Raw genomic sequence first — 22,553 nt, forward strand, 5'->3', positions numbered from 1 at the left:
AGGTGGGTCGCGCGGGCGCGATACGCTCTGATGCATGGAACAGACAGATATCAAAATCCAGGCTCGCACCCAGTACTGGCTAGGGCGCGACATTAAAGATATTGCGGCGATGCTGGGTGTTAAACCGGCCACGGTTTACACCTGGAAGCGTCGTTATGGCTGGGATAACAGTAGCGCCGGTGAGCGTGCGCATGATGTGACTCTGGCGCGCTATCTGGAACTGATGGTGCGACCGGCGGAGACGCTTACCGGGCGTGAGTTCAAGGCTATCGATCTCTACGGGCGGCAGATTGCACGGCTGGAGCGCGCCATGCGCAGAGATGAAGGTGAGGGGCGTAAAAAGGCACCGAAAAATCACCTGACGGAAGAGCAGATTGCCGCGCTGCGGGCGGATGCTGATGCGACGTTCTTTGAGTACCAGAAAGAGTGGTTCCGGCTGAGCGAGCTGCGTCAGCGCATCAGGATGATCCTCAAATCCCGTCAGGTGGGGGCGTCCTGGTATTTTGCGCGCGAGGCGCTGCTTGATGCGCTGTCCTCCGGGCGAAACCAGATATTCCTGTCAGCCAGCCGTAACCAGGCGCTCAACTTCAAGCGGTTCATTCAGAAGTGGGTCAAGGATGTCTGCGGCGTTGAGCTGAAGGGCGGTAATGAGATGGTGCTGTCCAACGGTGCCACGCTCTACTTCCTGGGTACCTCGGCGGCAACGGCGCAGTCCTACACGGGCAATCTCTATTTTGATGAATTCTTCTGGGTCTCCAATTTCCTCAATCTGCGTAAGGTTGCGGCAGGCATGGCGACGCACGACAAGGCCGGGCTGACGCTGACCTATTTCTCGACGCCTTCCGGTGAAGAGCATGAGGCTTACAGCTTCTGGACGGGGGATTTGTACAACAAATCTCTGAAGAAAGCAGACCGGGTTGATATTCCTCTGACGCATAAGGCGCTAAAAAATGGCCTGCTCTGTAAAGACGAGGTCTGGCGGCAGATCCTGACTATCAAGGATGCCATAGCCAAAGGTCTGGATCTGGTCACGCTCAGCACTATTGAGCGGGAAACGCCGCCGGAAGACTTTCTGAACCTGTACATGTGTGAGTTCGTGGCGCGCGGGGAGCGGGCATTTAACTACAACCAGCTTATTGGATGTGGTGTTGATGGTGATGACTGGGAAGACTGGCGCCCGGATGCGGCGCGACCGATGGGAGAGCGTGAAGTCTGGCTGGGATATGACCCTAACGGTGGCAGCGGCAACGGCGACAGCGCCGGACTGACCGTTATTGTGCCTCCGTTGGTGCCGGGTGGCCGGTTCCGCATTATTGAGGCCATGCAGATCCAGGGGCTGCCGTTTGAGGCGCAGGCTGAGGTGATACGACAGTTTACTGAGCGCTATAACGTCACCCATATCGGTATTGATGGTACCGGTATTGGTGAGGCGGTGGGTGAGCTGGTCCGTAAATTCTTCCCGGCTGTTGTGGTGCATACCTATTCGGCCGGGCTTAAGCGTCTGCTGGTCATGAAGGCGCTGATGCTTATCCGTGCGGGGCGTCTGGAATATGACGCAGGACTGATGGCGCTGGTTAACTCTTTCATGACGGTGAGAAGAGTGGTAACGCCAGGCGGCACGCTGACCTACGAATCGGACCGCTCGCGCGGAAGCAACCATGGCGATTTGGCCTGGTCTGCCATGCATGCGTTGTTTAACGAACCGCTGGGCGCTGAGGCTGACGGCGACGGCTTTGTGATGGAGTTTTAATGAGCGATAAAAGTAACGACAGCACGTGGCTGGATATGGGGAGGGTTGCCGCCGCGGCGCGAAGCGGTGGCGCAGATCTTGCGGCGGATGTTCAGGATGTGGTGACCGAATTCAGTGCGCTGACGCTTGATGATCCTTATCCGCTCGTGGGATGGGGGGATTTTCTGGACTGTATGGAGTGCGCCGAAAACGGCTTATGGTATGAGACTCCGGTCAGTTTTTACGAAATATCCCGCCTGTTCGGTGTGGCAACATATCACCAGTCGGCGTTGTACTTTAAGCGCAACGTCATAACTGGTTGTTACATCGCTCATCCGTTGCTGTCGCTTAAGATGGTGAACGAAATCGCGCTTGACTATCTGGTGTTCGGAAATGCGTATGTCCGGGTTATCAAAAATCGTCTTGGCGGGGTAATGGCGCTTGAATATCTCCCCGCCAAATATACCCGTCGTGGCGTGAACCTCGATCAGTACTGGGATGTGCAGCCCGGCAAAGATCCGGTTCCCTACGCACCAGGCAGCGTCTGCCAGATTATGAACCCCGAAATAAACCAGGAAATTTACGGCCTGCCGGAATACCTGGCGGTCATGATGTCGGTCTATCTCAACAGTGACGCCACCATGTTTCGTCGCAACTATTTCATTAACGGCAGTCACGCCGGAAAGCTGATTTACGTATCTGATGCGCTGGCAAACCCTAAGCAGATTGAAGATCTTAAAAAAGCACTCTCCGGTGTAAACGGAAAGCGGGCATTTAAAAACGTGCTGGTTTATTCGGCGGGCGGCAAAAAAGACGGCATACAGGTGATGCCGTTCAGTGAGATCACGGCAAAGGACGATTTCAGCGGCATAAAAAATATCACGCGTAATGACATGCTGGCGGCGCATCGCGTTCCGCCGCAGCTGATGGGGATTATCCCGAACGATGCTTCTAACTTCGGCGATGTGGAGAAAGCGGCGAAGGTGTTCGCCATTAATGAGCTTTACCCGATTATGTCCGCACTTAAACACCTTAACGACTGGCTGGGTATGAAGGTTCTGACCTTTGCGCCGTACGCGCTTGCTGAGGGCAGTAATGCATGATGGACAGGGCGATTATTCTCGCCAGCGGGCCGTCGCTGGTTCAGGAAGATATCACAATGGCAATTTCGTCTGGCTGGCCGGTTATCGCGGTCAATTCCACCTGGCAGGCTGCTCCTGAATGTGACGTTATCTATGCCGGTGATCTCGAATGGTGGGATTACTGGCACGCGCGCATCGACTCTGCGGCGGAGTTATGGACGTGCAGCGCGCAGGCAGCCAGTCGCTATTGCCTGAAGCTCCATGTAGCGACCGGCGTATATAACTCCGGGATGCGGGCTGTGCAGTTTGCGCATCAGCAAGGGGCGCGGCGCATCATTTTGCTCGGTTTTGACTGCTCCACTCGTCACGGTACCCACTGGCACGGGGATCATCCGGCCGGATTGCGTAATCCGGGTGATGGCAGCGAAGCACGCTGGCTTGGGCATTTTACCGGCCTTGGCAACCAACTCGCCGGTGCCGATATTATCAATTGCTCTCGATATTCGATGCTGACGTTGTTCCGGCGTCTGCCGCTGGCGCAGGCTCTAAAGGAGGATGCATGGACCCTGTAAAATCTCCACAAAAGAGGGCTGTTATCGTTGCTTCCGGTCCATCGGCGCACGGTTTCGTTCCACCTGATGATGTGGCCGTTATTGCCGTCAATGGTGCCATTGAATGGCTGTCCCGCGCTGATTATTTCTTTACCCTGGACCCCTCTCCTGAAAACCGCCGACGGCTAACATGTCAGCGCGCCGGTGTGGCTTACTGCGCAGCTGGGCCGGTTGGTCCGGCGTTCGGTGTGAGACGTTTCCAGCGCATTGCCCGACGTGGGCAGGAGCCGCAGGAACGATACTCACCGGCATGGTGGTTGTGGCGCTGGTCAGCGGTTGAAGGGCTGTCGAAGAATGCCAGGCAAATTCATACAGGTAACAGCGCTTATGGCGCATTGGGCCTTGCCTATCATCTCGGCTTTACTGACGTGGCGCTTATGGGTGTAGACGGAACGGAAGATGCCCGCATTGAAGGCGGTCGGCCGGGCAATCTTAGCCACCTGCCGCTGCTGTTCGCCAGTGCGCTACCACAGATCCGGGTAGTGAGCTGCGGAAAATTAACGGGGATCCCCCAAATGCACTTTGAGGACTGGCTTGATGAGTGATGCGGTATTTGTATCTTTTTTTACCTGTAACTGGCGTTATCCACAGATGGCGCAGCGGCTCGCCAGTACGCTCCAGGATATGGGTGTGGCGTATGATATTCGCTGCATGCCGTCGGATTCCGACTGGCTGGCAAATACGCGTATCAAGCCCCGGTTTATTCGTCAGATGTTGAAACTTTACCCGCGTATTGTCTGGATAGATGCGGATAGTGATGTTCACCAGTTGCCGCGCATGCTTCTCAATTTTCGTGAAGATTTACTGCTTCGTCCGCACTCCACGGTGCCGGGGCGTGCGTGGCACGTCTCGGTGATGGGCTGGCGTTCTACGCCTGAGACTGTAGCGCTGTGCGATGCCTGGCTAGCGTATAGTGATGAGCACGGCGGTACTGATGAGGCGGCTTTTGATGCGGTGATTAGTGAGTTTGCGCCAGCGCTGCGGATTGGCCTGATGCCAGCTAAATATCACCGCATTCCCGGTGAGGCTCATGACAACGCGGTGATCACTATTGGTATCTCAAAGGATGAAGACAAGATGCGTATTAAAAATACGGAGGGATTCCGGTGACTACGATCATGACCGTGCTTCGCTCGGGCGGAGAGTATCGCGCAGAGCATGTTCGGGCGCTGCATGCGCAATTTTGCGATGAGCCGTCTGCCTGTCTTGCTGATGTTCCGGTGGCGGGGGTGTCCGTACTGCGGCAGCGCTATCGCTGGCCGGGCTGGTTTGCCAAGATGGAGCTTTTCAACCCTGATCTGATTGATGACGATATCCTTTATTTTGACCTCGACACGCTTCTGCTGTGCAATCCGTCCGTCTACATGAATGATGACCGTTTCAGGATGTTGTCCGACTTCTACCATCCTGAGAAACCGGCCAGCGGTATGATGTTCATTCCCCACAGGGAGAAGGCGCGTATCTGGTCGCAATGGCTGGCATCTCCTGAGCGCTGGATGCGTGAATGCCGTGGCGATCAAGATGTGCTTGAGCGTATTTGCGGGCGTGATGTCGCCCGGTTCGGTGAGATGGTCAAGTCCTGGAGGGTTCACATTGCGGCACCAGGTATGCCTGGCTATCACGATGTGCGCTCAAAAGGTGATGGCACCATTCCGGCCAACACAGATGTTCTTTGTTTTCACGGTAACGTCAGGCCGTGGGATGTACTGGCGCTCCTTCCTGAATACCTCCAATTCACAGATTACCCTTCAGCCTGACGAGGCGTCACCTGCTGCTACCACCGCCGCCTCGATAACATCCTGCTGCTATCACCATCACACCAGGCGCGCGGTGCGCGTCTGGTGTTCCCATTCCTTTATCCCTGGCGCTTCTGACTGGATGCCCAGACGGCTAACCGCGCCTGATTCGCGGCGTTATCCCTGTGCATCACTCTGAATAAGATCCTGCCTGTATCGCGCTGAGGCACGCGCTAACACATCATGACTGCCAGAACCAAACCAACGAGAACGCATCGCATGACGGATTCCTGACGCCTTGATTTGGCTCTCCAGGCATGGTCCTATCCCACCCCTCAGCGCGGGGGCGTCCCCCACCACACCCGCGCGCAATATGTGCGTGTTTTTCGTCACTTCGTCATGTCGCCCTGAGCCTTGCCGTACAAGGGCTGACATGGGATCGCGTGGTGGGCCTTAATTATTCAATATTATTCACTTTTTCGTCACGGCTTATTCAGGGTGAAAATGATCTTTTTTTTTGGGCGCGGGATCGTTGCTCAGATCGTGCCTGTTCCGCTTTATCGTCATGGCTGTTCGGTGCTCACTGCGTTGCGCTCCGCCTCAGCCCCGCCGATAAACCGTTGCCAATAAAAAAGCCGCACGTGGCGGCTCTTTGTGGTGGTGTGGAGGATTACGTGGGGAAAAGGTTACCGGCGTTTCGCCTGGCGACGGCGGCATTGTCCGCCGGTTCGTCCGTGGCTGGCGCAGATTCCTTTGCTGCTGTCGGGTCTGGCTTGGTGGTAGCGGTGGTCAACTGGCGAAGTGCGGCCACCACGGCGGTGGTATCGTCAGGAAATATGCTGCTGATAAGGTGGCGTATCTGGCTGATGGTGGTGTTCTCGTCGAACAGCTCCGCGATAAGGTGAGGTAGTCGCGGGTCCTGGCGCATTAGCGCCATCCCGGCCAGCATAGCGGCGCGGCTGGCATTACCGCGCGCCTTGACGGGCAGGGCGTCAAGCATCTCATCGGCGAGCTGGTCAGCCCGCGAGTGCGCGGGCTTCAGATAAAAGCTGATTTTGCGGTTTGGGGTGCTCATTCCGGTGTACCCATCTGATAGAGGCCGGTCACCAGATCAAGCTGCGGGTTTGTGGTGCGGAATACGCGCTCCTGCGGCATGGCTGTGGCTTCGCACACTGCCTCAAGGATGATGTCAGCGCCGCCGCCAATCACCATCACATGCGAGTAACCGGAAAACTGCTCAATGGTGCGTTGCACTCGGCGGCAGAGCTGCAGCTCTTTCTCGCGCAGGGTTGCCAGAATAGTGGCGACCTGCGCGGTGTCGTTGACGCGGCTGCGCAGATATGCGGGATCGTTGCGGTGGTGGATCAGGTCGTTAGCAAAGAGACTGCTGGCGCGCGTATTGGCGGCGTCCAGTGCGGTTTTTAGTGCCTCGGTAATCAGCGAAACGCCGATGTCCGGGTCACAGAATGTTTTCGTAATGCCGGTGAATTTGCCGCGCACCTGCGACACGTCCAGCGTGGTACCGCCCAGATCGACGATCAGAAGGGAGTCCAGTTCGTCCAGGTCCTTTACCACATCGAAACCAGCCGGGATGGACTCGGGTAATACGCGCACGCTGCGGATAGTAAAGGTTTCGGCGTTGTTGAGCACGACAGGGCGCATAACGTTGCGTTTCTTGCGCTCGATGTTCAGCATGTTTGGCTGGTTGTGCTCGTCCAGGTATTCTCCCAGTGGCAGGGTGACTTCCACATCTACCGGCTGCGGCGTGATACCGGTTTGCAATAACGCGTGGTGAATGGCGACCACGTTAAGATCGCTATACTGATAGCGGGTATTGGTGGTGCGGATGGCTTCCGGGCTGACCGGATCAAACGAATAGCGCTCACCGTCGATCAGATAGTTGGCCGGTGTCTGGTTACCGAACGGTGTGGACCATTCCGGCTTAAAGCTATTCTGGCTGACCAGTGTTTGCATCTTGCCATCCTGCTGCCAGGCCATTTTGATCGCTGTGGAGCCGTCATCAATAAAAATCTTCATCGTGTTTCTTTCCTTTATGCAGGTATGAAAAAGCCGTTTAATTGTCGTTTTTGGGAACGAAACAGAAAAATGGTGGTTTAGCCGTCTGGCTGGTTGCCGATTTTTCTATATCGTTCCCGTTTTTTCCCTTTTAGCGTGTTTTTGGCGCCGGACTGTCTGCGCTCGATAGAGCCTCCATGATTGCTTTTTGCTCAATGGCGGGTAGCGCCTGAAACTTACGTTTCCAGCGCTGCACCTTTCGTTTGATGCGCTGCCGGTCGATGTAGTCTGTACCGGCGAATGCCGTCGTAAATTTCTCCCCGGGCGGAAAGTTCATCCATAGCTGCTCTGTTCTGACACCACCGCGCGTCATGGCCTGAAAGGTGATGCTGCGCCATTCCGGCAGAAGATCGTCATAGAGCTGTGACGGGTAGCCAGACAGCATGATGTGGATCTCGCGCGGCATGGATTTCAGACAGGTAAGCAGGCGCACGTGATCTGCAACCTGATACTCACAGCGGTACCGTGCGTTGCTGGTTCTGGTTTCATGCAGGTACGGCGGATCCACGTACAGCAACACGCGATTGCCCACAGCGGGCGGGTATTGAATAAACCTTGCCAGAACATCCACTGCATCACGGTTTATCAGCTCAAGGTTGGGTAGCGGTTTAAACTCCGCGCATTCCATGAAATTCGTCAGTGCCTCCTCGTCCTTATCAATGCCGATGTTGTGCTTGGCGGGTGGCTTGCGCAGCATGATGGCACCGCCGCCCAGGTGCGTTTCAATGTAGGTATCATGCGGAGGCATCTCCGCGATGATTTTTTGATATACGCCGCTTGCGGCTTTACTTCCGAGATAACTCATTTGTTCTCCCTAGTCATAAATCACTGTGCTGCAGGTTACTTGTTCTGTCTGTGTCTGCCGGAATGGCCAGCACAGATAAAAATGTCTGTCCGGTACCGCCAGCTACCAGAATGGCGAGCGCGATGCGCTTACCGGTTCGATCCTTCCGTCACGTAGCCGCACAGCTTCACCGCCGCCGATGTTTAGCGTGGCGCCACGCAATAGCGACTCAACCTCCCACGGCTCCAGTGTCAGCCCCGCAGCAGTGGCGAATGCATTGATTAGGGCGTGATCGCGCCTGCTGCCGGTGCTGTTGGCGGCCAGTTTCTCGCCGATGCTCTCCCGCTTTGGTGGTTTCCTGATTTCGTCGCGGATGCGTTGCGATATTTCGCGCCGTTCCTGCTTCGTTATGTTGCTGAGATCAAGGGGGCAGTACGGGCCGTCACCTGTTTCGTTGCCTGCCTTGGCTCCCGCCAGGGGATCCCGCGTACAGTTATTGACAGAACTCCAAGGGGTCGCGGGGCGACCCTCTACGGTCAAAGGCTCTCCCGGTGCGGGTTTGCGCTTCGGTACTATTTTGTAGTTGTTGGTGCGAGTGATAATGGTTGATTCGTTGCCCGCGAGCGGGCAGTAAACACCCGTTATCCGCGACACTGTGTCGCCGTAATCATTGCCGTTCTCGGTTGTTTTATAACTTGGGCGGATGTGGATGCAGTCGCGCGCAACAAATGGACCGCCCTGAATGGTTGTGTACTCAGACCACTTTGACTCGTCCGCTGCGGCGCGGGCGGGTTCGATTTCTTCGATCGGCACCTGTTCGCGCAGGCGGCGCAGTTCGCGCCAGACGGTGACTGGCGCGCCGCCGATCTGCTGAAACTGGCGTATCTTCCAGCGTGCGGCCCATGCCCTGACGCGTTTCGCTTCTTCTTTGATGGGCTTCCCGGTGTCGTGGTCAACCTCGCCATCCATGCCGTAGCCATCAATGTTTTTGGATATGTATTTGGCGATGTACCCCGTTGCGCTGCCGTGCTCTTCTTCTATGGTCTTGGCGGTGAAGCGGTGCTCACTGGCACCCGGTTCATTGCCATTCATCTCCATGGCGTAATGACGAAAAATCGCGGTAGCGGCCTCTACCTGTTCCGGGCGAATGAAAAGCAACAGGTGCCAGTGTGGTGTTGAATCATGGTGCGGCTCGGCGGTGCGGAAACCGAAGGTGCGAATACCGTTGCGGCGCCATGCTGCGCGGACGCGTGACCAGACACCGCACAGGTATTTTTGCGCCTGGCGAGGGCTGGTGTTGGCGTATTTTTTATTCGTCTTACCTGATTTGATGTGTGCTGCATGGAAAAGGGATGGCGTTGTCAGCGTGTAGAACATGCCAGACATCCCCATCTCATTGGCGATGTCTTCAAAACCGCGCATGCGAACCATCAGTTCATGACGAGCGATTTTTGGGTTTGAGACGCTCCTGACCACTTTATCAAGCAGTGATGTGCGTTCGCCGGTCTCCTGGTCTTCCAGCTCCATCGCCTGAAGGTATTCAAAGTTGGACTCGCGCTGTTTCTGCCATTCTTTCAGGCAGGGATCGGAGCATTTTGGTGCGGCCAGTCTACTGACGTAGCCGGTCGCTATCATCAGGTGCTCGCGCCAGCGGTCATGGATGCCGCGAAGTTTATTCAGCCACCACTTTTCGGCGTGGAGGCGGGCGGCAGCGCGCAGGGCGTCTTCGGCTTCCAGTGTTTCTCCGCAATAGGCTTCCCATCCCGGGATCGGGATATTCAGCGTGCGGGCTTTGCTGGCGATGAAGCCATAGGCATAGAGTGTGGCAAACGCCGGATCGGTAGTTCTGGCGTACTGGAGATCAAACTCGCGCAGAAACTCGCTTTTCATGAGGTTTGCGAGGTTGTGCGCCAGTCGTTTCAGGCGCTTTTTGTCTGCCCACGGGAGCAGGTGAAAATCATCCCGGAAAGGAAGCAGGAGGGCGGGCAGAGTGTCCTGCGGGTGGTACTGCGCATTAACAGCATCCACGCGGCGTAAGATGTTGCGCTCAAACGTGTTAAACAGCCAGGTAACCGCCTTGTCCGGGTTGTTCTGGTCAAGTCGGTCAAGTTCTGCGACAAAACGGCGACGGACGAAGGCTGGCAGCCTTTGAAGGCGGCGGCGCAGGAATTTTTCGCGCTCCTGCTGCTTTATCCTGCCTTTTTCCACCAGGCCTATTTTTCTCGGACAAAGCTCAATAAGTTCATCATGGGGTAGTGTCCGGGTTTCGCCGTCTGGCGTCTGATAGGTGATACCCCCGATGCTGACGTTCTGATCTTCGGAGGGGTCATCGCTCAGCGAATCCTTGTGTAAGCCGTTTGCTGTAGCAACATCGTAGCTCGTCGAGTTCCATGCGTAGGCGTGCCATGAGGTATCAGCGGTGCTTCCGGTAAATGGAGGTGGCGGAGTGGGCGCGTAGCGCCCGTGTTTAACTTCACTCATGCGCCAGCCTTCTGAAAAATGATCAGCAGGCCCAACTTTCGAGCCTGATGCAGTTCAGCCAGTACGCGGGGGGAGTTCTCCCTACCGTTAAGCAGAAAAATGGCGTCAGCGCTTCTGAGCATGGCCTGATGAATATCCATGTACCGGTATGGCGTCAGGCCTTCCGGGAGGGCTGCTGGATTCAGTACCTGATGGCCTCTGGCTGCTATTCCCTCAGCAGCGCGAAAGAAAGCCGGGCGGTTAAAGTCAGGAAGGCCTGCCATCGGGCCGGAGATATAGATGATCATGGTTTGTCACCATTGAGCATGACGGCGCGGCAGGCTTCCCAAATCTCCTGCGCACCCTGATCTCCGATTTCATAACCGGCGCACAGGTCTATGATTTCATCACGTAATGATTCCGGGACGATTTCTGGTACCGTTGGTGCTGGCGGATGGATATATAACTTAATGACGCGGAGCTGGTCTGCGTGTGGCGTGATCGGGTTAGCGGTAAAAAGGTATCCGCATCCGTCTTTCTCAACACTCCGCAATTCTTGCTCGTCTGTCCAGCCAACCGGTTCAGCCTCCAGTGTCGCCAGTAATTCACCCAGGCACGCCAACTCAAATTGCTGCTGTTGAACAGCGGTTCCCACGCCGCGCGCATTCAATCCTTCCAGATACGAAATCCGCTCGCGTACTGATTCAATGGTTACTGAATGCATTTGGCCTCCCGGTGAAACTCACTGACGAAACGGTGAAGGCGGCGCATGGTGCGAAAGCGCGGGCGTACGTGTACAGCGCACGGAAGAGGGGCTTCATTGAACTGATAAAGGTTGGCGTAACCGAACCAGTGGTTTTTCAGCCAGACTCTGTAAACGTCGCCGTCAAGCCAGAAAGCCGCCGTGTACTCTTCAACAAAGAGGCATTCGCCTTCATCCAGTAGCTGGTTCAGTGTTTGGTCCCAATCCTCGCTGAAAGGGTGCTGATATATCCCGAAAAGGGTGTTTCCGATATGGCACAGATAATCTTTGAGCATGTTGTTTTCCTTCAAAATGGTGCCTCATCCAGCAGATCGCCGCCGTCTTCCGGGTTCTCAGGGATGGTGATTTCATCGCCGCGCCTGATGGCTTTGGCGTCTCGTTCGGTGAGGGCAGGGATATCGGCGTGATGGTACTGACCATCAGCAAACACCTCGACCTCAACCAGCCAGCCGCAGGGCGCGGGCCAGCGCTCCAGAACCTGCGTTATCACGCCTGTTACGGTGCTCATTTAGCTGGCTCCTTGTTGATTGGTCTGATGGTGTCGAGCAGAAGTATGCGGCGCGTATTCTCCGCAAAATGACGGCGTCCGGTTTCCTTGTGGTAAAACTCGTTAGTGCCAGCCACCCACATTTTTTCCGTTGCGTGCAGCTTTTTGCGCCTCGGTCCGTCTTTGGTAATAACGGTACCGGTGTGAGTTTTTGCGGCTTTCATTTCTTTTGCTCCGGTGTCATGGTTGCTCTCACATCCATGAATGCGTAGCTGTCACACCCTTTCGCAGGATCAAATCCAGCCCAGATGGTTTCACCTGTGGGGGTTGAGAAGAAAATTTGGCGGCCTGTGTTTTGTTTCTGATCGCCACCAAACATCGCGGCACAAGTCGCATCTCCCATCGCTGGCCCGCAGTCCGGGCAGCAACCACCGCCGGAACGACCGCAGCCATCACATACGCGGAGAACGCCGATCACTTCGCCGGTCATGTCACGGCTCCTGGCGCTGACCGAACGGCGGACGCTGAGGGTGTGAAGGTTGAAAGCGGAATAGATCTCGCGGGTTTCTGGTGTATCGCTATTGGATATCACCGCACGGATGCCGTACTGGCGATTAGCATTGAGCAGGGTTGCAACCAGCTCGCGGTGATCTTCCAGTGTGAATGGCTTTCCGTAGTGGGTGAAATTGGCTGTTTTACTGGCCGGGATGTATGGGGGATCGCAGTAAAGTGCTGCGTCCGGCTCGATTTCCAGCGATGACGGGATGGTGTCGCGGAAATCGCCATAGATAAACATGGCTTTGGTGTCGTTGGCTTTTTCAGCAAACAGACGCATTTCAGCTTCGGGAAAATAAGGGGCGGCGTACCTGCCAAACGAAGAATTAAAATTGCCCTCCAGATTGACGCGATAAAGCCCGTTGTACGTGTGACGGTTCAGATACAGGAAGTACGCAGCAAGCAGCATCGCGGCATCCGGATCGGAGTCTGATTTCTGAGCCAGTGCATTAAACGCCGTGCGGCGCTTATAAAATTCTCCTGCGTCATTCCCGCCCCTGAACATCTCCCTGCACGCTGCTATCGTGTCTTCCGGACGGCCTGTTAGCTGGCGGAAAAAATTGACCAAATTAAGATTGCTGTCGCAGAGGATGTAGCGCCTGTAATCCGTATTCATGAATACGGTGCCGCTGCCAACGAACGGCTCAATCAGGCAGTCGGCTTTCGGCAGGTGCTTTTGCAGCTCTGACATGACGCGGGTCTTTCCACCCGCCCATTTAATGGGTGAGCGGATCATTGGTTGCCCTCCCGGCGCAGGAAGGTTTCAACGTTCCATATCCAGAATTTCAGTACCATGACGACAAATGACGGCAGGTGATTAAACTCGTCAATGCCATAGCAATCAGCGATGAACTGGCGTTTATGGTTTACCCAGTCTGCGCGATATAGTGTGGCGATCTCGATGATGGCGACGATCAGAAGAACGGTTTCCAGGCTCACTTTTTCACCTCTTTCTCAAACGTAACGTGCGTTACCAGGTGCCATGATTTCCCTGCATCCTTGCTGAGAAGTCTCCACCAGGCGGTAACGTTGATATGCAGATAGCCATGTTGTCTGGTGCGGCTGAACACCTTCCGGCCTCTGTCGAACTCCTGAAGCAGCGCAGATGCTTTGGCGTAAATGCGCCGGTCAGCTGGCGGTCCTGATAATCTGGCTCTCATAGCTGTGGTTCCTGCTGATGTGGCTTAATCAGTGTTTGCCAGATGTGGATAACGGTTTTTGCCTGGTGGATGGCATCGTTCAGGGCGTGGTGTTTCTGGCCTTCGAAGGTCACTGCGGTGCGTGGATCCATGCCAGCGGCAATGGCGGCGTGTTCCAGGGTGCGAACGTCGCGAACGTTCCAGAATTTCCATGTTGGGGTAATGCCGATGCGTTCCATGGCTGAGGTGATGATCGGGATATCAAAATCGGTACCGCGCGCCCACAGGATGGCATCAGGGTGCTGGCTGTTACGCAGAATGAAGCAGCCCAGCTCACCGATGGCGCGCTTGATGTCTACTGCATCGTCGCTGATTACCTCGCTGCGGGCTTCTGCGGGCTGGCGCATCCACCATTTAACGGTGTCTGCATCGAGGGTGCCGCCATGCTCAACGCTGCTTTTGAGGTTGACGCGCTGGTAGAACTGCTTACCGATAACACCTTCTTCTGGATCAAAGGATACTGCGGCGATTGCTACGATAGCGGCGGCGGGTGATTTGCCCATGGTTTCTAAATCAATCATGATGTGCTGCATGTGTTTTCCTTTTTTCAGGTAATAAGAAGCCCGACGCGATTAAGCGTCTTTTTTATTTCCAGCCCGGTTAATGTATTTTTGCGTGGTCCGGCGATAAATCGCGCGGGAAGTCACCAACCAGATCCCTTAATTCCATCATTGTCCTGATGATGGATATTCGTTCCCGTTCGCTCAGGTTCTCAAAACGTATATTCCAGCGGTCATGCGATATCTCTGAGAGGCAATAAATCCACCTCCGGTAACGCGACTGACGAAGATTTCCAAAAAACCTCAGTACGGGATTTGTTTCACATTGTGCCTTTGTGAGCTGGCGGCGTAGTTCTGCCACCTTTGCCAGCCCATGAACTTTTTGTTCCTGTGGCATGCTGGCAGGGAAAATAAATGTCTTAAGCATTTCCGCACCTCGCTATTGTTAACCTGTTTGAAAGCGCATCCGTGAAGACGCCAGCCCTCACTTGTATATGGCTGCGCTTTCAGTCAGGTGCCGGTTTTTTGCGTGTCCGGCGAACGCTGTGGTATTTTCGCTACGCCCGCTCATTCTTGGCCGACTGACGGGCGTAACTATCCACCACCACAAAGGAACTCTTAATAAATGCCTAAAAATGAGTACAACCAATATCTTGTGAAAGAAACTAACGACATCCTTAAATCTGCACTTGCTGGCGGAGAAGCAAGAGTTCTGTTTGGTTCTATTGCCAATCAGATTAACAAAACCACTGGCAGGGGTTTAGACTCCGGCACGGTCTCATTTGATGAGATATATGAGGTTATCTTTGAGATCATGCATAAAGCCCTAAATGTAAAATTTAGTGATGCCGAACATTCTGAGTCCCCTGACTCTAAGTGATAACTTATTCAGCTATCGGGGTAGTATCCCGATGGCTGCGTCAATTATTTCCTTCATCTCCCGTATGGTTATTTCTCTTTTGGTTTCTCGTGCACAATCATGCCTGATGAAATCTATCGCTCTTGCCGCTGCCATTAGTTTACCCTCTGGGGTATAACAAGGTGTTTCATTTGAGCTAATGCCAAGCGTGTTGCTTTTCTTTTGCTCTGTCAGCTGTAGTGTGTCATCTTTGGCTCTTTCGAAATTCCATTCGTTATGATTTGTAATGGTGTCGTTAATTAGTGCTATCAGTTCTATTTCTTTTTGTGTTGCGGCGGTGATAACGGTGAATTTAACAACGGCGTCACGAGTCCCCTTGGTGTAGTGACTTACCTCTTGCGGGCCAAGCGACGATTGCAGGATGTCCCTCATTGGTATTGGCTTCTCTTTCGGTTCTGGTGTATAGCAAAAGCAATTACCTTTAATCTCCGTCTCAGTGGTACATAGTTTGCGGTATGGAAGTGGTTGTTCAGCGTTGCATTGCATGCTGCTTTCAATTTTTTCAAATATCTCTACCGGCGTCATTGTTTCGCTGGTGACGTGTATTATATCGGGTGCATTTTTTAAATAGATCTGTACCTCATGCTCTAATACGACAATGGCAGTAAGATCTTCTTTGTTGAAGAGTACGCGATTTTCTTCTTTGTCTACTTTTACATTAACCATAATGATACTCATTAATTAAAATGATTGCTCTGTTGTTTTCTGAATTAAATAGGCTGCGGAATGGCGTTTCCGTCAATAAGTTCTTTAACGTGCTTTTGTAATTCAACGGCAGAATCAGTATCCTCGCAGCTGTAAGCAACTACTACGGCGCTCTCAAGTCCCTTTTGCAGAGTAAAGCGGGCTTGCTCTTCGCGCGTAAATCCACCGGAGACTGCGAAATGATAACGCTGTAATAAGGCGTTAAAAGCTTCGATAAATAATGTGCTCATGATCTCACCATGTGCTTATTTATTGGCTCAAGATCCCGAATTGCTGGTTCTGTCGTTAATGACAAACCGGATATGAATGTTGTTGCCCATTCCCTTTCGTTGGCTGGGCGCTGATCCTGAACATACTCCAGACTCGGATAAACTGACTGCGTCTGTAAGTCATAGAGACCAGGGTAAAACCACTCATCGTTAGGTTGAATGAGGGCGCGCAGCAGAGTGGTGCCTTCGCATGATGTGGTTGCTTTAACTGCATAAATTGCGCCAATGGTGAGGAATTCATATTTCCCCGTGTAGGCCGCCTTCACCCTTGGCAGATAGATAGCAGGGTCAAAGTTAGATGCGATATCACGCAGATCCTGGGCTGGGATATGACGCCCGTCAGTGGTGTCGCCGTCGCGGGCGATGGTGATCCAGAATGGTTTGTTGTTCATCATGCAGCTGCTCCACGACGTCCATTTGCCTGCTTATTTTTGCCTGAGCTGCGGCGGTATGTTGCACGATCGCGCATGAGGCGATCTACCCAATGGCGTTCGTCAGCAGTGATGATTGCCCGGCAGTTGCGCACGGCATCAAGATATTCCTGCATCATGATGAAGCGGCGCGGACGTTTGGAGCCTGGCATCCCTTCTCGGTGAACGGGGATTTGTGCTCGGTCCATTAAGTGCAGAACTGATTTCAAGGTTCGCCCGGTCAGATAGGCGAACTCCTCTGCGTTGACAAACATTTCATTCGCCAGCTCATCACGAGGCATATCTCGGATTTTATCGGCCTGCTTTGCTGTCATTTTGCATACGCGGATTGCTCGTGTGACATCAAATGCGAATTGCCTCATGTATCGTGTGTCTACTTCATTGATTGTTGTCATATTGTGATAAAATCCCTAGTTGCCCCTTGCTGGGGTTAATTGGGTTCAGGAGGTGTTGTGTCATCTCCTGTATAGACTACACATATAAAATAAGAGAACTCTATTATGTTGTCAACGTTCGATAGTGACAAGCTAAAGCTCATTAGAGAGTCTGAGAGATTGAATGTTAAGCAAACCGCTGAAATGGTAGGGATTAATTACGTCACTTATCACGGCTATGAAAGCGGAAAGGCCAAAATGTCCTTGGAGTCAGCTATGAAATTTTTTAAACACCCTAGATTCAGAAAGTATCGTGATTGGTTCATGTTTGACGAGACGGACCCAGCTAGGGGGCAGATAGCTCCTGCTCTCGCACACTCTTCGCACGAGGGCGAAACCTCATCCCGTTAAGAGCGGAGAATTGGTTAGATGTTTTCTTTCTGTGGGCCGAGTTCCTGTGGGAAGAAATTATGAATTACATCCGAGGGTTTCATTATGTCTATTAAGAAACTCGAAGATGGTCGCTATGAGCTCGATTTTAGACCGCGAGGGCGCAACGGAAAGCGCATTCGTAAGAAATTTGACCGCAAGGCTGATGCGTACGCTTACGAGCGCGGCATGATCGCAAAGTACCAGACGAATGAGTTTATCGATCGTCCTGCTGATAAGAGGCGACTCAGTGAATTCATTGAGCTTTGGTGGATGTTGGTAGGCCGCAATCTGCGTTACGCAGAGCGTCGCCTCAGTACTCTCAATTGCATTTGCCGCGACATGATGGATCCCATGATCTACCAGATAGACAGCCGTGAGCTAGCCAATTACAGGGCTTACCGCATGAGTGAAGGGGTGAAGGCATCCACAATTAACCATGACCTTTTTGCTTTAAGTGGGGCGTTTAAGGCTATGGCTGAAATTGGGGAGTTTTTCGGTGATAACCCGATTGCAGCTCTGGAGCCACTGAAAGAGGTTAAGCCTGAGATGTCCTATTTGACCACCGATGAGGTTGAGCGTTTGCTCGCTCTGGTCACTGGAGATTATCACCGCATTGCCGTTCTTTGCCTGGCTACTGGTGCGCGCTGGGGTGAGGCTTACCAGCTTAAGGCGGAGCACATCATTGGTAATCGTGTTGTGTTTAACCAGACCAAAAATGGGGATCGCCGTATCGTGCCGGTATCTGACGACGTTCTGAGCATTATCAAGAATGGCGGCCATGGGCATCTGTTCCGGGTTAGTTACAGCCGTTTTCGCAAGATGATGAAAGAGGCTAAGCCGAACCTGCCAGATGGACAGGCTGCCCATGCATTACGGCATACGTTCGCCACCCACTTCATGATGAGGGGCGGGAATATTATTGCGTTGCAGAAAATCCTTGGTCACCGGGATATCTCCCAGACGATGATTTATGCGCATTTCTCGCCTGATTACCTGATTGATGCGGTGAGCTATAATCCCCTTACCAGCGCGTCCACATTACGTCCACAGGGCGGGGGTTTTTTAAAGGATGGCGGTGATTGATGGGGTTATAAATAGTTGATAAAACGTAGCTGTTTCGGCAGCTACGGTTTGACCTGTGCCCCCATCAAGGGGAAGGTCAAGGGGGAAATGTGAATATCAGTGACGTGGCAAAAAAAACCGGCTTAACCAGCAAGGCAATCCGCTTTTATGAAGAGAAGGGGCTGGTGACGCCACCGCTGCGCAGCGAAAACGGCTACCGCAGCTACACGCAGCTGCATCTGGATGAACTGACGCTGCTGCGCCAGGCAAGACAGGTCGGTTTTAATCTGGAAGAGTGCGGCGAGCTGGTAAACCTGTTCAACGATCCGAAGCGTCACAGCGCCGACGTGAAAAAACGCACGCTGGAAAAAGTGGCCGAGATTGAACGCCACATCATTGAGCTGCAGGCGATGCGCGAACAGCTGCTGCAGCTCGCGGAATCCTGTCCGGGGGATGACAGCGCCGACTGCCCGATTATCGACAATCTTGCCGGCTGCTGTCATCGTAAGGCTTCTGCTTAGCAGGCTTTCACCCGCAGGGTAATGCCTTCCACCGCAATGACCTCAACCCGCGTGCCGGCGCTGAGGTCGTCGTCGGCGACCACCGGCCACGAGCTGTCGCCCACCCGCATGTGCCCGCGCCCGTTCACCAGCGCGGTGTCGAGCGTAAAACGCTTGCCGACAATCTGCTGTCCGCGCTGGTTAAGGTGCGCGGACAGCGGTTTTTGCTCGTTAACCCGCCGGTTTAGCCAGCGCCACCACAGCCACGCGGCCACCAGCGTCAGCACGGCAAATAGCGCACCCTGCCACGCCCAGTCCAGGGGAAGGATCCAGACCAGAAGGCCCGTAATGACGGCGGCAACACCGCTCCAGAGCAGGTAGCCGTTGCCGCCCAGCATCTCCGCCGCCAGCAATAAGCCGCCGAGGCTTAGCCAGAAGGCATGAGGATGTGCAGCGATCAGCTCAATCATTTTTTACGCTCGTTTCCGCTGTCTTTAATCAGTTCGGCAATACCGGCGATAGAGCCCATCAGGCTGCTGGCCTCCAGCGGCATCATCACCACTTTGCTGTTGTTCGCGGAGCCAATCTCTTTCAGCGCATCGGTATATTTTTGCGCGACAAAGTAGTTCACGGCCTGGATGTCACCTGCGGCGATTGCCTCGGACACCATCTGAGTGGCGCGGGCTTCCGCTTCTGCCGAACGTTCACGCGCTTCTGCCTGTAAAAACGCGGACTGACGGTCGCCTTCCGCTTTCAGGATCTGCGACTGTTTTTCCCCTTCCGCTTTGAGGATCTCCGCCTGACGCACCCCTTCGGCTTCAAGAATGTAGGCGCGCTTGGTTCGCTCGGCTTTCATCTGGGCGTTCATGGAGGCGATCAGCTCAGCCGGCGGACGCACGTCGCGGATCTCAATACGGGTGACCTTGATCCCCCACGGGTTGGTTGCCTCATCGACAATGTGCAGCAGGCGGGTATTGATGCTGTCGCGCTGGGAAAGCATCTCGTCCAGCTCCATCGAGCCGAGCACGGTACGGATGTTGGTCATCGTCAGGTTGACGATCGCCAGCTCCAGGTTGCTGACCTCATAGGCCGCTTTCGGCGCATCAATCACCTGAATAAAACAGACGGCGTCGATGGTGACGTTGGCGTTATCCTTGGAGATGATCTCCTGAGAAGGAATGTCCAGTACCTGTTCCATCATGTTGATCTTGCGACCAATGCGGTCCATGAACGGAACAATCAGGCTTAAGCCTGGCTGGAGGGTATTGGTGTAGCGACCGAAACGCTCCACGGTCCACTGATAACCCTGAGGGACAATTTTGACGCCTGCGCCCACGATAACCAGCGCAACGAAAATAAGGACAGGAACAACGATAAGCATAAAAACCTCCTGTTTTGCATGCTGTGACGAGAGATGTGTGTGTTTATTGCTCGTAAGTATAGGTAAAGTCAGAGATGAATCCATCACCCGCTTCGGCAATGGCTTTGGATAATCCCTGGTAGTACTTCTCCAGCCCCAGCGCTTCGATACGCTGGATCTGTTCGCGGATAGGGGCGCAGAACAGAACGGCATTCCCCGCTTCTACGCGCTTGTTATTGGGAGGAAGATCGCCCGCGATGGCCTTGAACCACGTTCTGATACCCTGCTTTAAATTATGCGGCGCTTTAGTCAGGTTATCCATGCCCGTCAGGACCTGCAGGGTGGGAAACTCATCGGCCAGCACGGCGGTTTTCATGCGCGCAAAGAACTGGCTGAACAATTCAAACGATCCCAGATCGGTCACGCGCGGTTTGGTCGTTTTGCCGTTTTTATTGCCGATTTTCCCTGCGGCTGACGCTGCGGCCGGAACCGCATTCACCTTTTCCAGCTCCAGCCCGAATAACAAATTACAGTGCGCGCGGCGCTCTCTCAGCGGGTAGGACATCAGCACGTCAATGAATTGGGTGGCCTTTACATCCGCAAGATCGTGGTTGATAAGCCACTGGGTACGAGAAAATTCAGCCGGAGAGACGAACCAGTCGGGTACTTCATTGAAACGTTTTGATTTTCCCTTGCCGTCAAATTCCAGGAAGTGTGTCCCGTTGTCGAAGGCGAAATAGCAATTTTTGAAACTGCCAATCGTGGTGTTCACGATGAGCGCCTTCTTAACAAAATCCACCACCTCTGCACCAATGACAAAACGCGTGAGTTCCGAAGATTTGATGACTTCCATTAATGTTTCGACATCAGGAACACCAGGCTTCAGGGAAGGAAACTCATAAAAGATATGTGCCATGCTGCTTACTTCCTGTAGTGATGGTGGAGACAAATGACAAACAAAAAGTTTAACACTTGCTTTAGCGTGAGGCTATTCGCTCTGTGCGCACGAAAGGATTATGCTACAGGCGGTTATTACACGAAGCGGTTAACGGAAGCGTAATGAACGATAAAAAAGAACTATTACATCTCAGGGATATTGGATTTCGTACTGGAGAAAACATTATTCTTCAGCACGTCGGGTTTAGCCTGTCGCCGGGCGAGTTTAAATTAATCACGGGCCCTTCAGGCTGCGGTAAAAGCACGCTGCTGAAAATTGTGGCCTCACTCCTCAGCCCGACGGAGGGCACCCTTCTGTTTGAAGGACAGGATATCGCGTCGCTTTCCCCGGAAAGCTACCGCCAGCAGGTCTCCTACTGCGTGCAAACGCCCGCGCTTTTTGGCGATACGGTTTATGACAACCTGATTTTCCCGTGGCAAATCCGCAATAAAACGCCGGAGCCGGAAAAGTTTATCAGCGATCTTGCCCGCTTTGGCCTGGCGCAGGAGACGTTAACCAAATCCATCGCTGCGCTGTCGGGCGGAGAAAAGCAGCGCGTCTCGCTGATCCGCAACCTGCAGTTTTTACCGAAGGTGCTTTTGCTGGATGAAATTACCAGCGCGCTCGATGACCTCAACAAACGCAACGTTAACGAGATTATTCATCGCTACGCCCGGGAGCAGAATATTGCCGTGCTGTGGGTGACGCACGACGCTAATGAAATAGCCCATGCGGATGACGTGATTACGCTTCAGCCGTACGGCGGGAAAATGCAGGAGGCTAACCGTGGGTGAGCATAACATTACCAATGAATCACTGGCGTTTTCGATGGTGCTGGTGCTGATTGCGATTGTGGTCAGCTATCGGGAAAAGCTGGGGCTGGAAAAAGATATTGTGTGGAGTATCTGCCGCGCGGTGGTTCAGCTCATCATCGTCGGCTATGTGCTGAAGTATATTTTCAACGTCAACCACGCGGTGCTGACGATGCTGATGGTGCTCTTTATCTGTTTCAACGCGGCGTGGAATGCGAAAAAACGCAGTAAATATATAGATAAGGCGTTTATCTCGTCGTTTATCGCCATTACCACCGGGACGGCGCTCACGCTGGCGGTGCTGGTGCTCTCCGGCTCGATTGCCTTTACGCCGATGCAGGTTATCCCTATCTCCGGGATGATCGCGGGGAACGCCATGGTGGCCGTTGGGCTGTGTTATAACAATCTCGGCCAGCGCTTCAGCAGTGAACAGCAGCAGCTTCAGGAGAAGTTAAGCCTGGGGGCAACGCCTAAAGTGGCCTCGGCGCGGCTGATTCGCGAGAGCATTCGCTCATCGCTGATCCCTACGGTAGATTCCGCCAAAACGGTGGGGCTGGTGAGCCTGCCGGGCATGATGTCGGGGCTGATTTTTGCCGGTATCGATCCGGTAAAAGCGATTAAGTATCAGATCATGGTGACGTTTATGCTGCTTTCCACGGCAAGCCTGTCAACCATCATTGCCTGCTACCTGACCTATCGGAAGTTCTACAACGCGCGCCACCAGCTGGTGGTGACGCAATTAAAGAAAACGGGTTAAGCCTGTTTTGTAG

At 53.7% G+C, this 22,553-nt stretch carries 33 protein-coding genes; 12 read left to right on the plus strand and 21 right to left on the minus strand.

The features are described 5' to 3' along the window. Window positions 1-34 precede the first annotated feature (34 nt). Genes DEO48_RS08380 through DEO48_RS08405 form a run of 6 tightly spaced genes read left to right on the plus strand, consistent with a single transcriptional unit; the run spans window position 35 to window position 5,179 of the window. On the plus strand, window positions 35-1,750 hold the full coding sequence (locus tag DEO48_RS08380) for a terminase large subunit domain-containing protein (protein WP_109844876.1): 1,716 nt from the start codon (window positions 35-37) through the stop codon (window positions 1,748-1,750). Next, on the plus strand, window positions 1,750-2,832 hold the full coding sequence (locus DEO48_RS08385) for a phage portal protein (protein WP_258306075.1): 1,083 nt from the start codon (window positions 1,750-1,752) through the stop codon (window positions 2,830-2,832). Before DEO48_RS08380 ends, DEO48_RS08385 begins: the two co-directional genes overlap by 1 nt. Then, a complete protein-coding gene (locus DEO48_RS08390) occupies window positions 2,829-3,383 on the plus strand; it encodes a hypothetical protein (RefSeq protein WP_258306076.1) in 555 nt (184 codons plus the stop codon). The genes DEO48_RS08385 and DEO48_RS08390 overlap by 4 nt, the downstream gene beginning before the upstream one ends. Then, on the plus strand, window positions 3,371-3,967 hold the full coding sequence (locus tag DEO48_RS08395) for a hypothetical protein (RefSeq protein ID WP_109844877.1): 597 nt from the start codon (window positions 3,371-3,373) through the stop codon (window positions 3,965-3,967). Before DEO48_RS08390 ends, DEO48_RS08395 begins: the two co-directional genes overlap by 13 nt. After that, window positions 3,960-4,532 carry a hypothetical protein gene (locus DEO48_RS08400; protein WP_109844878.1) on the plus strand — a complete coding sequence of 191 codons (573 nt, stop codon included), beginning with the start codon at window positions 3,960-3,962 and terminating at the stop codon, window positions 4,530-4,532. Before DEO48_RS08395 ends, DEO48_RS08400 begins: the two co-directional genes overlap by 8 nt. After that, the gene (locus DEO48_RS08405; RefSeq protein ID WP_109844879.1) at window positions 4,529-5,179 is read left to right on the plus strand and encodes a hypothetical protein; all 651 of its coding nucleotides are present in this window, start codon (window positions 4,529-4,531) and stop codon (window positions 5,177-5,179) included. The genes DEO48_RS08400 and DEO48_RS08405 overlap by 4 nt, the downstream gene beginning before the upstream one ends. A gap of 649 nt (window positions 5,180-5,828) precedes the next feature. On the opposite strand, the gene DEO48_RS08410 is transcribed toward DEO48_RS08405, so the two are convergent. From DEO48_RS08410 to DEO48_RS08475, 14 genes are all read right to left on the minus strand, one after another. Further along, entirely contained in the window at window positions 5,829-6,233 is a 405-nt protein-coding gene (locus DEO48_RS08410; protein ID WP_109844880.1) for a plasmid partitioning/stability family protein, read from the minus strand. Continuing rightward, window positions 6,230-7,195, minus strand: a complete 966-nt coding sequence (locus tag DEO48_RS08415; RefSeq protein ID WP_109844881.1) for a plasmid segregation protein ParM — start codon at window positions 7,193-7,195, stop codon at window positions 6,230-6,232. The genes DEO48_RS08410 and DEO48_RS08415 overlap by 4 nt, the downstream gene beginning before the upstream one ends. Window positions 7,196-7,325: 130 nt before the next feature. Beyond that, window positions 7,326-8,039: a DNA adenine methylase gene (locus DEO48_RS08420; protein ID WP_109844882.1), complete on the minus strand. Its 714-nt coding sequence runs from the start codon at window positions 8,037-8,039 to the stop codon at window positions 7,326-7,328. A 102-nt stretch (window positions 8,040-8,141) separates the two neighbouring features. Further along, on the minus strand, window positions 8,142-10,499 hold the full coding sequence (locus DEO48_RS08425) for a replication endonuclease (RefSeq protein WP_109844883.1): 2,358 nt from the start codon (window positions 10,497-10,499) through the stop codon (window positions 8,142-8,144). After that, window positions 10,496-10,786 (minus strand): DUF4406 domain-containing protein, encoded by a 291-nt coding sequence (locus DEO48_RS08430; RefSeq protein WP_109844884.1) that lies wholly within the window; start codon window positions 10,784-10,786, stop codon window positions 10,496-10,498. The genes DEO48_RS08425 and DEO48_RS08430 overlap by 4 nt, the downstream gene beginning before the upstream one ends. Next, window positions 10,783-11,202 (minus strand): hypothetical protein, encoded by a 420-nt coding sequence (locus DEO48_RS08435; RefSeq protein ID WP_109844885.1) that lies wholly within the window; start codon window positions 11,200-11,202, stop codon window positions 10,783-10,785. Before DEO48_RS08435 ends, DEO48_RS08430 begins: the two co-directional genes overlap by 4 nt. Continuing rightward, window positions 11,190-11,516 (minus strand): hypothetical protein, encoded by a 327-nt coding sequence (locus DEO48_RS08440; RefSeq protein WP_109844886.1) that lies wholly within the window; start codon window positions 11,514-11,516, stop codon window positions 11,190-11,192. The genes DEO48_RS08435 and DEO48_RS08440 overlap by 13 nt, the downstream gene beginning before the upstream one ends. A gap of 11 nt (window positions 11,517-11,527) precedes the next feature. Then, window positions 11,528-11,749, minus strand: a complete 222-nt coding sequence (locus DEO48_RS08445) for a hypothetical protein (protein ID WP_109844887.1) — start codon at window positions 11,747-11,749, stop codon at window positions 11,528-11,530. Beyond that, entirely contained in the window at window positions 11,746-11,952 is a 207-nt protein-coding gene (locus DEO48_RS08450) for a hypothetical protein (protein WP_109844888.1), read from the minus strand. The genes DEO48_RS08445 and DEO48_RS08450 overlap by 4 nt, the downstream gene beginning before the upstream one ends. Beyond that, the gene (locus DEO48_RS08455; protein ID WP_109844889.1) at window positions 11,949-13,019 is read right to left on the minus strand and encodes a Dam family site-specific DNA-(adenine-N6)-methyltransferase; all 1,071 of its coding nucleotides are present in this window, start codon (window positions 13,017-13,019) and stop codon (window positions 11,949-11,951) included. Before DEO48_RS08455 ends, DEO48_RS08450 begins: the two co-directional genes overlap by 4 nt. Beyond that, a complete protein-coding gene (locus DEO48_RS08460; RefSeq protein ID WP_109844890.1) occupies window positions 13,016-13,222 on the minus strand; it encodes a hypothetical protein in 207 nt (68 codons plus the stop codon). Before DEO48_RS08460 ends, DEO48_RS08455 begins: the two co-directional genes overlap by 4 nt. After that, window positions 13,219-13,443 carry a hypothetical protein gene (locus tag DEO48_RS08465; protein WP_109844891.1) on the minus strand — a complete coding sequence of 75 codons (225 nt, stop codon included), beginning with the start codon at window positions 13,441-13,443 and terminating at the stop codon, window positions 13,219-13,221. Before DEO48_RS08465 ends, DEO48_RS08460 begins: the two co-directional genes overlap by 4 nt. Next, window positions 13,440-14,015 carry a 3'-5' exonuclease gene (locus DEO48_RS08470; protein ID WP_109844892.1) on the minus strand — a complete coding sequence of 192 codons (576 nt, stop codon included), beginning with the start codon at window positions 14,013-14,015 and terminating at the stop codon, window positions 13,440-13,442. Before DEO48_RS08470 ends, DEO48_RS08465 begins: the two co-directional genes overlap by 4 nt. A gap of 67 nt (window positions 14,016-14,082) precedes the next feature. Further along, window positions 14,083-14,409 (minus strand): DUF5347 family protein, encoded by a 327-nt coding sequence (locus tag DEO48_RS08475; protein ID WP_109844893.1) that lies wholly within the window; start codon window positions 14,407-14,409, stop codon window positions 14,083-14,085. A 198-nt stretch (window positions 14,410-14,607) separates the two neighbouring features. On the opposite strand from DEO48_RS08475, the gene DEO48_RS08480 reads away from it, so the two are divergent. Next, window positions 14,608-14,862, plus strand: coding sequence for a hypothetical protein (locus DEO48_RS08480; protein ID WP_109844894.1), 255 nt, complete (start codon window positions 14,608-14,610; stop codon window positions 14,860-14,862). A 12-nt stretch (window positions 14,863-14,874) separates the two neighbouring features. On the opposite strand, the gene DEO48_RS08485 is transcribed toward DEO48_RS08480, so the two are convergent. From DEO48_RS08485 to DEO48_RS08500, 4 genes are read right to left on the minus strand one after another with little or no spacing between them, the layout of a single operon-like run. Beyond that, complete coding sequence (locus DEO48_RS08485; protein WP_109844895.1) at window positions 14,875-15,567, minus strand: hypothetical protein; 693 nt, start codon at window positions 15,565-15,567, stop codon at window positions 14,875-14,877. 44 nt (window positions 15,568-15,611) lie between these two features. Further along, window positions 15,612-15,836 (minus strand): hypothetical protein, encoded by a 225-nt coding sequence (locus DEO48_RS08490; protein WP_109844896.1) that lies wholly within the window; start codon window positions 15,834-15,836, stop codon window positions 15,612-15,614. Next, window positions 15,833-16,270: a GPO family capsid scaffolding protein gene (locus DEO48_RS08495; RefSeq protein WP_109844897.1), complete on the minus strand. Its 438-nt coding sequence runs from the start codon at window positions 16,268-16,270 to the stop codon at window positions 15,833-15,835. Before DEO48_RS08495 ends, DEO48_RS08490 begins: the two co-directional genes overlap by 4 nt. Further along, window positions 16,267-16,701, minus strand: coding sequence for a hypothetical protein (locus DEO48_RS08500; RefSeq protein ID WP_258306077.1), 435 nt, complete (start codon window positions 16,699-16,701; stop codon window positions 16,267-16,269). Before DEO48_RS08500 ends, DEO48_RS08495 begins: the two co-directional genes overlap by 4 nt. Window positions 16,702-16,809: 108 nt before the next feature. Between DEO48_RS08500 and DEO48_RS27135 the strand changes: the two genes are divergently transcribed. The 3 genes from DEO48_RS27135 (at window position 16,810) to cueR (ending at window position 18,695) form a co-directional block, all read left to right on the plus strand. After that, window positions 16,810-17,091, plus strand: coding sequence for a helix-turn-helix transcriptional regulator (locus tag DEO48_RS27135; protein ID WP_109844918.1), 282 nt, complete (start codon window positions 16,810-16,812; stop codon window positions 17,089-17,091). A gap of 84 nt (window positions 17,092-17,175) precedes the next feature. Then, on the plus strand, window positions 17,176-18,195 hold the full coding sequence (locus DEO48_RS08510; RefSeq protein ID WP_109844898.1) for a tyrosine-type recombinase/integrase: 1,020 nt from the start codon (window positions 17,176-17,178) through the stop codon (window positions 18,193-18,195). An 89-nt stretch (window positions 18,196-18,284) separates the two neighbouring features. After that, window positions 18,285-18,695, plus strand: coding sequence for a Cu(I)-responsive transcriptional regulator (gene cueR, locus DEO48_RS08515; protein WP_023310618.1), 411 nt, complete (start codon window positions 18,285-18,287; stop codon window positions 18,693-18,695). Here the strand turns inward: cueR and DEO48_RS08520 are convergent. From DEO48_RS08520 to DEO48_RS08530, 3 genes are read right to left on the minus strand one after another with little or no spacing between them, the layout of a single operon-like run. After that, window positions 18,692-19,144 carry an NfeD family protein gene (locus DEO48_RS08520; protein ID WP_109844899.1) on the minus strand — a complete coding sequence of 151 codons (453 nt, stop codon included), beginning with the start codon at window positions 19,142-19,144 and terminating at the stop codon, window positions 18,692-18,694. The two genes, cueR and DEO48_RS08520, sit on opposite strands and share 4 nt — an antisense overlap. Continuing rightward, window positions 19,141-20,055 (minus strand): SPFH domain-containing protein, encoded by a 915-nt coding sequence (locus DEO48_RS08525; protein ID WP_032661456.1) that lies wholly within the window; start codon window positions 20,053-20,055, stop codon window positions 19,141-19,143. Before DEO48_RS08525 ends, DEO48_RS08520 begins: the two co-directional genes overlap by 4 nt. Before the next feature lie 43 nt (window positions 20,056-20,098). Next, a complete protein-coding gene (locus DEO48_RS08530; RefSeq protein ID WP_109844900.1) occupies window positions 20,099-20,950 on the minus strand; it encodes a hypothetical protein in 852 nt (283 codons plus the stop codon). A 143-nt stretch (window positions 20,951-21,093) separates the two neighbouring features. On the opposite strand from DEO48_RS08530, the gene fetA reads away from it, so the two are divergent. Both fetA and fetB read left to right on the plus strand, forming a co-directional pair. Then, the gene (gene fetA / locus DEO48_RS08535; protein WP_109844901.1) at window positions 21,094-21,765 is read left to right on the plus strand and encodes an iron efflux ABC transporter ATP-binding subunit FetA; all 672 of its coding nucleotides are present in this window, start codon (window positions 21,094-21,096) and stop codon (window positions 21,763-21,765) included. Then, window positions 21,758-22,540, plus strand: a complete 783-nt coding sequence (gene fetB, locus DEO48_RS08540; protein WP_109844902.1) for an iron efflux ABC transporter permease subunit FetB — start codon at window positions 21,758-21,760, stop codon at window positions 22,538-22,540. The genes fetA and fetB overlap by 8 nt, the downstream gene beginning before the upstream one ends. The last annotated feature ends 13 nt before the right edge of the window (window positions 22,541-22,553 follow it).

Source organism: Enterobacter sp. CGMCC 5087 (assembly GCF_003144775.1).
Taxonomy (GTDB): Bacteria; Pseudomonadota; Gammaproteobacteria; order Enterobacterales; family Enterobacteriaceae; genus Enterobacter; species Enterobacter cloacae_M.